The organism is Clostridium sulfidigenes (assembly GCF_052067195.1).
In the GTDB taxonomy this organism is placed as follows: Bacteria; Bacillota; Clostridia; order Clostridiales; family Clostridiaceae; genus Clostridium_J; species Clostridium_J sulfidigenes.
The window spans coordinates 120391-133799 of the sequence record NZ_JBQHQR010000004.1 but is presented as its reverse complement, the minus strand read 5'-3'; the positions used below and the strand labels follow the sequence as shown (position 1 = coordinate 133799).

General features: G+C 29.9%; 13 protein-coding genes. 11 read left to right on the top strand and 2 right to left on the bottom strand.

Annotation, left to right across the window (positions count from 1 at the left end; all coding sequences use genetic code 11):
- Nucleotides 1–8: 8 nt before the first annotated feature.
- The 10 genes from ACTNBA_RS06055 (at nucleotide 9) to ACTNBA_RS06010 (ending at nucleotide 9236) form a co-directional block, all read left to right on the top strand.
- Nucleotides 9–647, top strand: a complete 639-nt coding sequence (locus tag ACTNBA_RS06055) for a DUF6320 domain-containing protein (protein ID WP_441073040.1) — start codon at nucleotides 9–11, stop codon at nucleotides 645–647.
- Nucleotides 648–657: 10 nt separating this feature from the next.
- Complete coding sequence (locus ACTNBA_RS06050) at nucleotides 658–1578, top strand: alpha/beta hydrolase (RefSeq protein WP_346870907.1); 921 nt, start codon at nucleotides 658–660, stop codon at nucleotides 1576–1578.
- A gap of 41 nt (nucleotides 1579–1619) precedes the next feature.
- The gene (locus ACTNBA_RS06045; protein WP_441073039.1) at nucleotides 1620–2396 is read left to right on the top strand and encodes an N-acetyltransferase; all 777 of its coding nucleotides are present in this window, start codon (nucleotides 1620–1622) and stop codon (nucleotides 2394–2396) included.
- Nucleotides 2397–2401: 5 nt separating this feature from the next.
- Entirely contained in the window at nucleotides 2402–2854 is a 453-nt protein-coding gene (gene def, locus ACTNBA_RS06040) for a peptide deformylase (protein WP_441073038.1), read from the top strand.
- A 193-nt stretch (nucleotides 2855–3047) separates the two neighbouring features.
- A complete protein-coding gene (locus ACTNBA_RS06035) occupies nucleotides 3048–3611 on the top strand; it encodes an HD domain-containing protein (protein WP_441073037.1) in 564 nt (187 codons plus the stop codon).
- Nucleotides 3612–3635: 24 nt separating this feature from the next.
- Complete coding sequence (locus tag ACTNBA_RS06030) at nucleotides 3636–4409, top strand: GNAT family N-acetyltransferase (RefSeq protein ID WP_441073036.1); 774 nt, start codon at nucleotides 3636–3638, stop codon at nucleotides 4407–4409.
- 314 nt (nucleotides 4410–4723) lie between these two features.
- Nucleotides 4724–5395, top strand: coding sequence for an NUDIX domain-containing protein (locus tag ACTNBA_RS06025; RefSeq protein ID WP_441073035.1), 672 nt, complete (start codon nucleotides 4724–4726; stop codon nucleotides 5393–5395).
- Nucleotides 5396–5541: 146 nt separating this feature from the next.
- Nucleotides 5542–6231, top strand: a complete 690-nt coding sequence (locus ACTNBA_RS06020) for a Crp/Fnr family transcriptional regulator (protein ID WP_441073034.1) — start codon at nucleotides 5542–5544, stop codon at nucleotides 6229–6231.
- Nucleotides 6232–6432: 201 nt separating this feature from the next.
- Complete coding sequence (hcp, locus tag ACTNBA_RS06015) at nucleotides 6433–8082, top strand: hydroxylamine reductase (protein WP_441073033.1); 1650 nt, start codon at nucleotides 6433–6435, stop codon at nucleotides 8080–8082.
- Nucleotides 8083–8342: 260 nt separating this feature from the next.
- The gene (locus ACTNBA_RS06010; RefSeq protein WP_441073032.1) at nucleotides 8343–9236 is read left to right on the top strand and encodes an AraC family transcriptional regulator; all 894 of its coding nucleotides are present in this window, start codon (nucleotides 8343–8345) and stop codon (nucleotides 9234–9236) included.
- Between the two features lie 49 nt (nucleotides 9237–9285).
- Here the strand turns inward: ACTNBA_RS06010 and ACTNBA_RS06005 are convergent, their stop codons facing one another.
- Nucleotides 9286–10833, bottom strand: coding sequence for an ABC-F family ATP-binding cassette domain-containing protein (locus ACTNBA_RS06005; RefSeq protein WP_441073031.1), 1548 nt, complete (start codon nucleotides 10831–10833; stop codon nucleotides 9286–9288).
- A 685-nt stretch (nucleotides 10834–11518) separates the two neighbouring features.
- Between ACTNBA_RS06005 and ACTNBA_RS06000 the strand changes: the two genes are divergently transcribed.
- The gene (locus tag ACTNBA_RS06000; protein ID WP_441073030.1) at nucleotides 11519–12112 is read left to right on the top strand and encodes a GNAT family N-acetyltransferase; all 594 of its coding nucleotides are present in this window, start codon (nucleotides 11519–11521) and stop codon (nucleotides 12110–12112) included.
- A gap of 94 nt (nucleotides 12113–12206) precedes the next feature.
- On the opposite strand, the gene alr is transcribed toward ACTNBA_RS06000, so the two are convergent.
- Nucleotides 12207–13367: an alanine racemase gene (gene alr / locus ACTNBA_RS05995; protein WP_441073029.1), complete on the bottom strand. Its 1161-nt coding sequence runs from the start codon at nucleotides 13365–13367 to the stop codon at nucleotides 12207–12209.
- Between the last annotated feature and the right edge of the window lie 42 nt (nucleotides 13368–13409).

The window sequence follows — 13409 nt, the reverse complement described above, 5'->3', positions numbered from 1 at the left end:
TAAACATATTGGATGAAACACATACTTGCCCTCTATGCAGGAGAGTATTAGAGTATGATGAAATGAATGAAGAATCCACAAGAATGTATCCTAATGTTGAGTTTGATATAGGTAAATATAACAAAATAAAAAGAATTTTTTTGTTTATATTAACTGTAGTTTCTGTAGTTTTAGGTTTTATTAATTATATTACCTACTCAGGAGTTATATGGTCTTTAATTGCGGTGGTTGGAATTATATATTTTGGAGTTACAGTTACCTATTCCATTATGAATAATGCTAATTTGGCTTCTAAAATATTAGTTCAAACTATAGGAGCTGGAATACTAGTTGTAGTCATTGATAATGTTACAGGATACATTGGATGGTCTGTGAACTATGCAGTTCCTGCAATGATACTATTTGCTAACTTAGCAATTGTGCTTCTTATGATAGTTAATCCCATGAATTGGCAAAGTTATTTTATGTATCAAATTGCTATTACTATTTTTAGCTTTATCCCTTTGATACTATTTTGGGTAAAATTAATAGATAGACCGTTTTTAGCTATTTTAACTAGTGGAATTTCAATTCTTATTTTAATTGGTACCATAGTTTTTGGGGATAGAAGCGTAAAAAATGAATTAATTCGCAGATTTAATACCTAGGAGAGAGAAGATGAAAGAGAAAAAGATTAGTATTCGTGGAAATTTAGTTAGAGAATTAATCAATAATATTACAGATACTTCCTTGGGGGAACCAATTCAAACAGGGAAATTTAGAAAGCATCCTGTAGAACCACCTTGGAAGTGTCCTAATGGATATTTATATGAAAAAATAGAGTTAGATAATTTTGTTATGGAATACTTAAAGCCAGAAGAAAAATCTAACGGAAAAGTAATTCTGCAACTTCATGGTGGAGGCTACATTGGTCCCATGAAAAATGTGTATAGAAGATTTGCAGTAAATTATTCAGAACTAGGTAAAAGTACAGAAGTTTTAACTATTGATTATAGAGTAGCTCCAGAGAATCCATTTCCGGCAGCATTAGAAGATGCAATAGCTGCTTATCAATGGCTTATAGAAGAAAAAAATTATGAATCAAAGAAAATCATGGTAGTAGGAGATTCTGCTGGAGGAGGACTTGCATTAGCACTGTGCCTTTACCTAAGGGATAATGAAATTTCTCTTCCGGCAGGAATTGTAGTTATGTCACCTTGGAATGATTTGACTCATAGTGGTACAAGTTATATAGAAAATTATGAGATTGATCCTCTTTTTGGCAAGACTACAAACAATATGCTATATGATTCAGCATATGTAGGAGATAATAATCCTCATAACCCATATATATCACCAGTATATGGAGATTTTACAGGATTTCCACCAATGCTTATGCAAGTGGGAACCCATGAAGTTCTTTTAAGTGATACCCTCACTGTGGCAGAAAGAGCAAGAAATCAAAAGGTTAAAGTTAAATTGTCTGTTTATGAAGGTATGTTTCATGTGTTTCAAATGGCAGGAGATTTAATTCCGGAAAGTAAAGCGGCATGGAAGGAAGTTGGAACTTTTATAAATAAAATTTGGAAAACTAAATAGTGATAATAGATTTAACTATTTTAGGGAAGGGGAATAAATCATTGAATATTATTACTGTAAACAATGAAAATATTGAAAAGGAACATATTTGCTGTGCTATTGCTGATAAGAAAGGTGAATGCCAAGTGTCATCGAAGAAAGCATGGATGAAGGCTAGATTCGCTGATGAATTGGTATTCAAAAAAGGTGATGTAAGAGGTAAAGTTTTTATTGAGTATATACCTGCAGAGAAAGCTTGGAGTCCTATTATTGCAGAAGAGTACATGTTCATTAATTGTCTTTGGGTATCTGGTCAATATAAGGGTCAAGGGATTTCGAATAAATTATTAAATGAATGTATTATAGATAGTAAAAACAAAGGAAAAAAGGGATTAGTAATTCTATCTTCAGATAAAAAAAGACCTTATTTAGCAGATAAAAAATATCTGATTCATAATGGGTTCTTAATTGCAGATAGAGCAGAGCCTTATTATGAACTGTTATATTTACCTTTTAAAGATGGAGAAAGTAAACCTTCATTTAAGTCATGTGCAAAGGAAGGTAAAATAGATGAAATGGGATTTGTACTTTATTATAGTAATCAATGTCCTTTTACAGCTAAGTATGTGCCTCTTGTTGAGGAAATTGCTAAAAGTATGAATATTAATATGCAGGTTAAGAAATATGAAACTATAGAAGAAGCTCAAAATTCACCAACACCATTTACTACCTATAGTTTATTTTATAATGGAGAATTTATAACAAATGATATCTTAAATGAGAAAAAATTTATTAAAATATTAGAAGAAAATCAAGATTACAGTAAAGTAGAGGTATAGAATAAATGGCATTAAGAAAAATTAGACTTTCAAATGATGAGATATTAAGAAAAAAAAGCAAAGTGGTTGAAAAGGTAGATGATAGAATTAGATTAATCTTAAATGATATGGCAGATACTATGTACAATACAGAAAATGGTGGTGGCTTAGCTGCTCCACAAATAGGAATATTAAAAAGATTAGTAGTGTTAGATATGGGACAAGGATTGATAAAACTAGTAAATCCAAAGATAATATACAAAGAAGGAGAACAAGAGGTGGTAGAAGGTTGCTTAAGTATACCAGATACTTGGGGAAAACTAAAAAGACCAGCGAAGGTTATAGTGCAAGCCTTAAATGAAAAAGGTGAAGAAGTGACATTTACCGGTACAGGTGACTTAACAAAATGTTTCTGTCATGAGATTGATCATTTAGATGGGATACTCTTTACGGATCTTGTAACAGAATACATTAGGTAATTACCTTTTAAAATAAAAGTATCCTATACTATTTAAAGAATAATATAGGATATTTTTTATTATGTTATATAAAAATCATTATTGCCTTAAACGTCCAAATTAATTTATGTAAAATAAAGAATATTATAACAATAACCTTTATTATGATATATAATTAAAATAGATGTTTTATGGTAAAGAGAGGTACTTAAAGGTGAATGATCAAAATATACAGAATGAAATGATAAGTAAAGAAAAGTTAATAGAGTTTGTTACTCCTTATTATAAAAATAAGGATATAATGCATGACTTATCACATATTGAAAGAGTTCTAAAATATGTTGAAAAATTAGTGAAGAGTACTGATTATAAAGTTGATATGGATATTTTAATATATGGTGCATACTTTCATGGCTTTATATATAATAGTGAGAAAAATATAATTCAATGGTTACAGTCACAAAATATGTCTCAGAGTATGATAAAGAAAATTATTAATGCTTCAAGAGAATCACAAAAGGATGAGGAAGCTATCACTATAGAAGGAAAAATTCTTCATGATGCACACATGATTGAAGGTGGAAAAACATATTTAATTGTTAAATCACTTATAACAGGATCAGTTAGAGGACAAACATTAGAAGAAACTATTAAATATGTAGAAGATAATGTACTTGGCAAGGGTACTTGTTATTTGCCAAAAGCAAAAATGATCTATTGGGAGCAACAAGAGTTTGCTAAGGCTTTTATTTATGATTTAAAGGTGGGTTTAAAGTGATAATTACTTGGGGAGGTTTTTAATTTGAATTTTGAAGTAGTTTTAAGAGAAAAGTACTTAGAAAATCCCTGCTCATTTCAGCCAACGGCGTTATGGAAAACCATAAAGATGACTTCTGATTTTAAAAAGGAAATTAAAGTTAATATTAATGAAATTGTAAATCTTATTATAGAAAATGAATCTATGCTGTATACCTATTGGTTTAGTAGTGAATATAGTATGTATCCTAAAATTAAAGACAACTATGAAATGATGATTTTGCATGATAACTTTATGGATAAATTTAATACAGTAAATTTTATAGATGAAAAGTATTTTAAACTTATTCATAATCTCAAAAATGTTCATAAGGAAGAATTAGATAGAAGATTCTCATTTCAGACTGTGAATATACCAAGAGAAGCGGATATAGTATCAGATATAATTTGCAAATGTTATACAGATATTAGAGTAACTCCTGAGGAAGTTTTAGAGTGGACTAAAGAAAAAGTTTTTGATAATAGTCTATGGGTTTTGGTGGTGGATAATATAAAAGAAATGCCTATTGCTTTAGGTATAGCTGAGTGTGATGAAGATATTATGGAAGGTTCCTTGGAATGGATACAAGTACTGCCTCAATATAGGGGGTATGGAATAGGAGTTGCTCTTGTAAATTTTTTATTATTGATACTTAAAGAAAAATCTAAATTTGTTACTGTATCAGGAAAAATTAATAATAAGACAAACCCACAAAGGATGTATCGTAAATGTGGATTTCAAGGAAATGATATTTGGCATATTTTAAGAAGAAAATTATAGATAAGGCTTATTTTCAAAATTAATGAACCTTTAGTACAGGTGCTTTTATATAGCAAAATTCCTGAAACCCGCATGAATAGAACAACTATTTACCTATTTAACTATTTAACTAGTTTCATAGGTAAATAGTTAAATAGGAGAAATTTTAAATAGTTAGGAGAATATTTATATATAATATCCGCTATGCTACTATTGATGATGCAAAGATACTAGGAGAAATTAATATTGGTAAGGAGCTAAAAGAGTATCGTTATGTAAAAGAAATTGAACAATTAAAGGAGGTGACTTTTAGGCAATGAGCCTAAAAGTAAATTATGACAACTCAAAGAAAAAAAGTAAATTCTAGAGGTGAGACCTTGGAAAAATTTTTAGAAAGATATAATACTGAGAAATATAAGAAGCCTGCAGTGACAGTGGATACTTTAATATTTACTGAGAAAAAGGTGCATGAAGAAAAAAATCAACTACAAATCTTGTTAGTGAAGAGAAAAGATCATCCTTGTATAGGTAAGTGGGCAATTCCTGGCGGATTTGTGAACATGGATGAAGATATAGAGGCTGCAGCTCTTAGGGAATTGAAAGAAGAAACCAATGTGGATGATGTTTATCTAGAGCAACTATATACCTTTGGAGACGTAGGAAGAGATCCACGAGATAGGATTATAAGTGTTTCATATGTTGCATTAGTAGATTATGATAAATTAAAACCTAAGGCTGGAGATGATGCAGCAGAGGTGGCTTGGTTTAGAGTTGAAAAAAATTTTTTATACTCTAGTCAGGAAGAAGGTGCCTACAGACTTATTTTTTATAATGAGGAAAGAAAAATAAAAATAGAATATTTAGTATTAGAAAGGAGTGTTAAAAAAGGCATTGGTAGAAGCAGAGAAGCATATATAAAACCTTCAATGGAAAATACAGACTTATTAGCTTTTGACCATGAAAAGATGATTAATTTAGCTATTAACAAGCTAAATAATCTTAGGTAAACTAATAAACTTATATTTTAAAATTGTTAAGCATATGAGGAAAAAAATCTTTGTCTTGTAACACTTATTACAGCAATTTATAGTGCTATGTGATATTATATTACAAAATGAAGAAATAAAGGATTAGTAAGGAATGGTGAAGTCTTATGGATGAAAAATGGATTAATCAGTTATTGACCATTGAGTTATTTAAAGATATTGAAAAAGAAGAACTTAAGAGTGTATTAAGTTGTTTAAAGTCTAGCATAAAAACCTATAAAAAAAGAGATATAATAACTATTGAAAAAGATAAATTAACTGGGATAGGAGTAGTTTTAGAGGGTGAAGTAAGTGTTAGTAAGGAAACTTTAGATGGTGATAGAGTTATGATGTCAAGAGTAAAAAGAGGAGATTTATTTGGAGAAATAGATGCTTTTTCTAAGGATGGATGGCTTTCAACTGTAGAGGCATATACTGATTGTACTATCCTATTTTTGCACCCAGATAAGATTGTAGGCGTATGTAATAAAGCGTGTCAGGGACATAAAAATTTAATACAGAACATGTTACAAATAGTAGCTAAAAAGGCTCTTAGCTTAAATGAAAAGGTAGAAATTCTTTCATTAAAGAGTATAAGAAAGAAAATTAGCACATACTTAATTCAGCAATATAGTATTAATAACAGTCTTATCTTTGATATACCTTTAAAGAGAAATGAATTAGCTGAATATATACTAGTATCTAGACCTTCCCTTTCAAGAGAATTAATAAATATGAAGGAAGAAGGAATTATAGATTTTCACAGAAGCTCCTTTAGAATTATTGATCTAAAAAGTTTAAGAGAATGTCTAGGATAACGAGTTATTCAAGAGAGGTTTTCTCAAAATAGAAAAATCTATTTTGAGAAAGCCTCTTTTAATAAATCTATAAATAATCATAAAATTTACAAATATCTAACAATGGTATCCAGAGATACCGAAATTAAGTGTGAAATTACATATTATATTAATATAGATTAAAAAAACCAATTAAAACAAAATTTTAAAGGAGGTTTTTAAATGGGTATGTTTTGTTATCAATGTCAAGAAACTGCAAAAGGTACAGGCTGTACAATAAGAGGTGTATGTGGAAAGACAGAGAAGGTTGCTAACTTACAAGATTTAATGATTTATGCATTGAAGGGAATTGCTATTTTTCAACAAAAAGGATTAGAGAAAGGTATAAGATTTCCTAAGGCTAATCATTTTATAGTAAGTGGACTATTTATGACTATTACAAATGCTAATTTTGATGATTCTGCATTTGTTGAAAAAATAAAGGAAGCTATAGAACTTAGAGAAGAAGTTAAGAAAGAATTACTGGATAAAGGAATAAATTTAGGAGAATTACATGATGCTGCTACTTTTGTAGTAGAAGGTGATTTAGAGCTTTTAGAAAAATCAAAGGCTATTGAAGTTGGAATATTAGCTACTGAAAATGAAGATGTACGTTCTCTTAGAGAATTAATTATTTATGGTGTAAAAGGTATGGCAGCATATGCTGAACATGCATTAAATTTAGGAAAAGAAAATGAAGAAGTTTATGATTTTATGGTAAAGGCATTAGTAGCTACATTAGATAATACATTAAGTGCAGATGAACTAGTTGCCCTTACTTTAGAAACAGGTAAGTTTGGTGTGGATACTATGGCAATGCTAGATGCTGCCAATACAGGTGCTTATGGAAATCCAGAAATTACTGAAGTAAATATAGGAGTTAGAAATAATCCTGCTATATTGATATCAGGACATGATTTAAAGGACTTAGAAGAACTTTTAGAACAAACAAAAGATACAGGTGTAGATGTTTATACTCATGGTGAAATGTTACCAGCTCACTATTATCCATTCTTTAAGAAATATTCTAATTTTGTAGGTAACTATGGTAATGCTTGGTGGAAACAAAATGAAGAATTTGAACCTTTTAATGGGCCAATACTGTTTACAACAAATTGTATAGTACCACCAAAGGAAAGTTATGCAGATAGAGTTTATACTACAGGTGCTACTGGATATCCAGGATTTAAATATATTAAAGATAGAGAAGATGGAAAAGCTAAAGACTTTAGTGAAATTATAGAACATGCTAAAAAATTACCATCACCTAAAGAAATTGAAAAGGGTAAAATTGTAGGTGGTTTTGCTCATGCACAAGTATTTGCTTTAGCAGATAAGGTAGTAGAAGCTGTTAAATCTGGTGCTATTAAGAAGTTCTTTGTTATGGCTGGTTGTGATGGAAGAATGAAATCAAGAAATTATTATACAGAGTTTGCAGAAAAATTACCAAAAGATACAGTAATATTAACTGCAGGATGTGCTAAATATCGTTATAATAAATTAAATCTTGGCGATATAGGTGGAATTCCAAGGGTTTTAGATGCAGGACAGTGTAATGATTCTTACTCATTAGCTGTAATAGCTTTAAAATTAAAAGAAATATTTGAACTAAATGATGTGAATGAACTTCCTATAGCTTATAACATAGCGTGGTATGAGCAAAAAGCTGTAATAGTACTTCTAGCATTACTTTATTTAGGAGTAAAAAATATTCATCTAGGACCGACACTTCCAGGATTCTTATCACCAAATGTAGCAAAAGTATTAGTAGAGACTTTTGGGATTGCAGGCATAGGAACTGTGGATGAAGATTTAGAAATGTTTTTAGGATAATATATTTACCCCTGATTAACCCCTAATATATTTATCCTAAACTTATAAATATATCAGTAAAAATAAAGGTATTGACTTTATATATTAAGTTAATACCTTTATTTTTGTATATAAGTTAATCTATATAAGTGAAATAATAATATAGAAATATATTTTAGTGTAATATATAATTAAAGTTAAATAATCTTGCAGAAGAGGACAAGAACTGCAAGGTTTAATGCTTTATAACTTGATATACTTTTATTAAAGGAGGGATAGATATGGAACTTTTAGATAAAATGAATAGAGCCATTGAGTATATGGAAAGTAATATAACTAATAGAATTGATTATGAGAAAGTAGCTAATGAAATTGGGTATTCAGTGCATCACTTTCAAAGAATGTTTTCTTTTATTACTGATATTTCAATGGTAGAGTATGTTAGACGTAGAAGGATGACTATGGCAGCTTTTGAACTGCAAAACAGCTCTATGAAGGTTATCGATATTGCACTAAAGTATGGGTATGAATCACCAGAGGCTTTTGCCCGCGCATTTCAGAATTTGCATGGCATAACTCCTACAACAGCAAGAAATAAGGGAATAAGTCTAAAAGCATATCCACGTATATCCTTTCAAATTTCTATTAAAGGAGTAAGTGAAATGAAGTATAGAATTGAAACAAGAGAAGCTTTTCAAGTTTATGGCATTGAAAGAATATTTGACACGAATTATGATGAGAATTTAAGAGAGATACCCAATTTTTGGGATGAAGTATTAAGTAATGGAGAATGTGACAAATTAGCTGAATCTACAGGTAATTTAAATAATCAAGGGGAATTATGTCCAGTAAATGCAATATGCGAATATAGACAAACTGGTGGAACTACTTTCCCATATATGATATGTGCTTTAAAGAGTGATAAAAGTGATACCACAGGTTATAAAATAGTAGAGATTCCATCAGCTACTTGGGCGATTTTTACTTCGGAGGAATATGATATTGATGATGTTAGTACTGCTTTTCAAGATTTAAATAAGAGGGCACATACTGAATGGTTACCTACATCAACTTATAATAAATTAGAAGGTTATGATTTAGAAATGTATTATGAAAAAGAGAGTGGCAAAGGCTATTGTGAATCTTGGATTAGAGTAGAGTCTAAAACTGAATAAGGATATATAAATAAGGATCAGCTATAAATTTATAGCTGATCCTTATTTATTATACTAAAAGCTCTTCCATATTCCAAACCTGAGTTGCTAAATCTTTATAGAAATCAACTTCATGGCAAACTAAAAGGAGAGTACCCTTAAAATCAATAAGAGCTTTTTTTAGTTCAGCCTTAGAGATAGCATCTAAATGGTTAGTTGGCTCATCAAGTAAAAGCCAATTTGTTGGAGTTAAGGTAAGTTTACAAAGTCTAACCTTTGATTGTTCTCCGCCACTTAAAGTTTTTAGTTTTTGGTTCATATGATCATTTTTAATACCACAACGACCAAGGGCTGCTCTTATTTCGCTCTGAGATTTTTGGGGAAAAGAATCCCAAACTTCCTCAAGAGGAGTATGGTCTGAACCATGAACCTGTTGCTCAAAGTAAGCTGGGTACAGATAATCTCCAAGTTTTATATCACCATCTATTGGAGGTATTACTCCCATTATGGTCTTTAAAAATGTGGATTTACCTATGCCATTGCAACCTGTAATGGCAATTTTTTCACCTCTTTTTAAAGTAAGATCAAGATTTTTTATAAGTGGATAGCTGTAGCCAATGGTTAGACTAGAGCTTTTCATCACAAGGGAAGCAGAGGTTCTTTTAAAATTAAAGGAAAAACTAGGTTTAGGTGAAATTATTTTTGGTTTTTCTAATTTTTCAATTTTATCAAGAGCCTTTTGTCTACCCTTAGCCATTTTTGCAGTAGAAGCACGAACTTTATTTTTATCAATAAAGTTCTGAAGCTTTTGAATTTCCTTTTGTTGAGCAGTATATTCAGCTATATATCTTTTTCTTTCCTCATCTTGTAGTTTTAAGAAGTTATCATAATTTCCCATATACCTTTTTATAGAAGAAAACTCTAGATTGAAAATTACATTTGTAATATTGTTTAAAAAGCTAGTGTCGTGGGATATGACCACAAAAGAATTTTTATAGTCATGTAGATATTTAGATAACCACTCTATATGCTCTTTATCTAGATAGTTAGTAGGCTCATCTAAAAGTAATATATCAGGAGCTTCAAGAAGTAGTTTTGCTAGCATAACCTTAGTTTTCTGACCTCCACTTAAATTTTTAAAGGGAGTATCCATACCAAGGGCAGTTATACCAAGCCCTTTACACATAGTTTCAATATGCTTTTCAATATTATAAAATTCACTAGAATCCAGCCTATCTTGAAGATGACCTAATTTATTGATTAATTTATCATAGTCATCTACATCTCCGGTAGCTAACTTATTACTTATGAGTAAGATCTTTTCTTCTAATTCATAAAGATTTCTATAGGCTTCCCTTAAAACTTCTTTTATGGTTAAGTTTTCGTTTATATCAGAATTTTGTTTAAGATATCCAATCTTACAGGAAGAAGCTTTAGTAAAAGTACCTTCATCGCAGATTAATTTTTCAGTTAAGATGTTAAACAGGGTAGTCTTACCAGCACCATTAACTCCAACGAGACCAGCGTGTTCGCCCTTTAGTAATCTAAGGGACATATTTTTAAAAATAGTTTTATCTCCAAAACTAAAGCTTATATTTTCAATATTTAATATACTCATGTCTTTATACCTCCGTAAAATAAAAAAAGGAAAGAGGCTTTGCTCTTTCCTTAAATTTCATGTAAATTAATGCAGTGAAATTATATTCTAAATCATAGTAGAGTAAAAAATTAGATCTCATATTAGCTATAACAAAATAATAGTGTAGTGATACTAATTTAAATTTTATATGATTTAGAGTATGAAAAAAGAGTCTTATCCTGTAAAAGATAATTCTATTCAAATGTTTAGGTAAAAAAGGGCGCAGTTATCCCGTTATTAACCTAAAACACTTACAAGAACTACCATTTTACACAATTCGACTCAACCTCTTTCTTTGCATTAATTTATTTTAAATATAATAATATTCAATATATCTATTATTACATATATACATAAATATTATACCATAGTAGTTGAAAAAGTAAATACAGTAATAAAATAACTTTTACTTTTAAACATGCCCTCATACTAATACTAGTAAAGAGTTTGTAATTAAGAGAATGAAGTGAGAAGTAGATATTATAGAAAATACTTATTGTAGGCATTAATAAGTACTAATAGGACAATTGTATAAATTAGTAAGAATTCAATAATAGCATAAAAGTACTAAATACTGCGGATCTAAAGCCTTAATTAATGTTTCTAATAGTAATATAATAGAATTAAGAAATTTAAATAAAAATTTCATGAAAGAGGGATAATTATGAAAAACTTAACACTAAGAGATGCAACGGAGGTGGATGCCCCCATTATCGCTGGTCTTATATATGATACTGAGGAAACACCAGATCATATTTGGGGCCAGGGCACTAAAGAGGAGATTTTAAATAGGATTCAATGGCTAGTATTAAGTCAGAAATCTAGATATTCATATTTAAATATAAAGGTAGCAGAACTAAATGGAAAGACCTGTGGAGCTATAATTCTTTTAAACAGTGAAGAAATATCTGATTTAGATACAAAAACTAGTTTTGAATTACTTCATATGATAAAAGGAATTAAAGGAAAAGTAAAATTTATAAAGGACCTTATTTTAGGAATGTACTTAAAAGAGGGTGGAGATAGAGAGTTATATATAGCAAACTTAGCAACTACTAAAAAAGTTAGAGGTCTTGGAATAGGAAAAGAACTAATGAAGTTAGCAGAAAAGGTAGCTAAAGAAAAAGGATATAAAGGTTGTTCACTGCTAGCTAAGGATGAGAAGGTAAGAAAGTTCTATGAAAACTTAGATTATAAATTTGAAAAAGAAGAAAAGTACTTTTCTCAATATTTATATAGAATGGTAAAAATGGTTTAATGTTATATATGTAAATTATAAGGACTAAATGTCCATGATATATATTACCTATGAAAAAAAGTCTTGTCATTTAGAAATGACAAGACTTTTTTCATTATATGGTATTTCTAACTTTAAATACTTCTTTATTCTTAATATATACTCTAGGAATTCTGGATTTAATTCTGCAAAGAATTTCGTAGTTTATTGTGCCTAAGGCTTCTGCCATATCATCAGCGTTAAATTTTAGGTCTCCTTCTCCACCTAAAATAATAACTTCATCACCAGTTTTTATATTTTCTATGTCTGTTACATCAATCATACACTGATCCATACAAATTCTACCTAGAATACTAGCAAATTTACCATTTACAATTACCTTAGCATTTTCACTTAATGCTCTAGGATAACCATCTCCATAGCCTATTGGTAGTGTAGCTACAATAGTTTTTTTATTGGTTTTAAAGGTTTTACCATAACTTATATACATATCCTTATGCAATTCTTTTACATGGGCTACCTTTGCTTTCAAAGTTAGAGCTGGTTTTACTGAAAGGTTATCATTAGAAACTTCTTTAGAAGGGTAATAACCATAAAGTATAATGCCTGGTCTCACGCCATTTAAATAAGTTTCAGGCATATCTATAATTGCTCCACTATTAGAAATATGTTTTAACGGAATTTCAATTCCAAGAGCTTTTAAATCCGCCATAACCTTTTTAAATTTAAAAAGTTGTTCATTGGCATAGGTTTTGTCTTTTTCATCAGAAGTGGAGAAGTGAGAATATATTCCAATCACCTCTAAACCTTCTAAGTTATAAACTTCATTTATAGTTTTAACGGTATCATCACCAGGGAGAAATCCTATTCTACCCATACCAGTATCTATGGCAATATGGATTTTAGCTTTTTTATTAAGGCTTAAGGCTATTTTTGATAGTTCATTTGCATAATCTAAATCATATACTGTTTGCTCAATATCATAATTTATTAGCTCTTCGCCTAAGTATAAAGGAGTATATCCTAAAATTACTATAGGAGCATTAATATTATTTTCTCTAAGCTCTATGGCTTCTGTCAGCATTGCTACAGCGAGTCTAGAGGCTCCATTATCTAAAAGGGTAGGAACAACATCTACAGCTCCATGTCCATAGCAATCTGCTTTTACGATAGCAATGAGCTCTTTATCTCCAATTAATTTTTTTACATTTTTTGTGTTAGTGGCTATTGTATCTAAATTTATCTCAGCCCATACAGGTCTCATTACTTTTTCCATTGTTACACCTCGTAATTTCTTTCATTATTTCTAGTAAGCTAT

What these genes read in the sequence shown, in the direction of transcription:
- ACTNBA_RS06050 (WP_346870907.1), top strand. Translation starts at nt 658, where the DNA reads ATGAAAGAGAAAAAGATTAGTATTCGTGGAAATTTAGTTAGAGAATTA.
- def (WP_441073038.1), top strand. Translation starts at nt 2,402, where the DNA reads ATGGCATTAAGAAAAATTAGACTTTCAAATGATGAGATATTAAGAAAA.
- ACTNBA_RS06025 (WP_441073035.1), top strand. Translation starts at nt 4,724, where the DNA reads ATGACAACTCAAAGAAAAAAAGTAAATTCTAGAGGTGAGACCTTGGAA.
- ACTNBA_RS06020 (WP_441073034.1), top strand. Translation starts at nt 5,542, where the DNA reads ATGGATGAAAAATGGATTAATCAGTTATTGACCATTGAGTTATTTAAA.
- hcp (WP_441073033.1), top strand. Translation starts at nt 6,433, where the DNA reads ATGGGTATGTTTTGTTATCAATGTCAAGAAACTGCAAAAGGTACAGGC.
- ACTNBA_RS06010 (WP_441073032.1), top strand. Translation starts at nt 8,343, where the DNA reads ATGGAACTTTTAGATAAAATGAATAGAGCCATTGAGTATATGGAAAGT.
- ACTNBA_RS06005 (WP_441073031.1), bottom strand. Translation starts at nt 10,833, where the DNA reads ATGAGTATATTAAATATTGAAAATATAAGCTTTAGTTTTGGAGATAAA.
- ACTNBA_RS06000 (WP_441073030.1), top strand. Translation starts at nt 11,519, where the DNA reads ATGAAAAACTTAACACTAAGAGATGCAACGGAGGTGGATGCCCCCATT.
- alr (WP_441073029.1), bottom strand. Translation starts at nt 13,367, where the DNA reads ATGGAAAAAGTAATGAGACCTGTATGGGCTGAGATAAATTTAGATACA.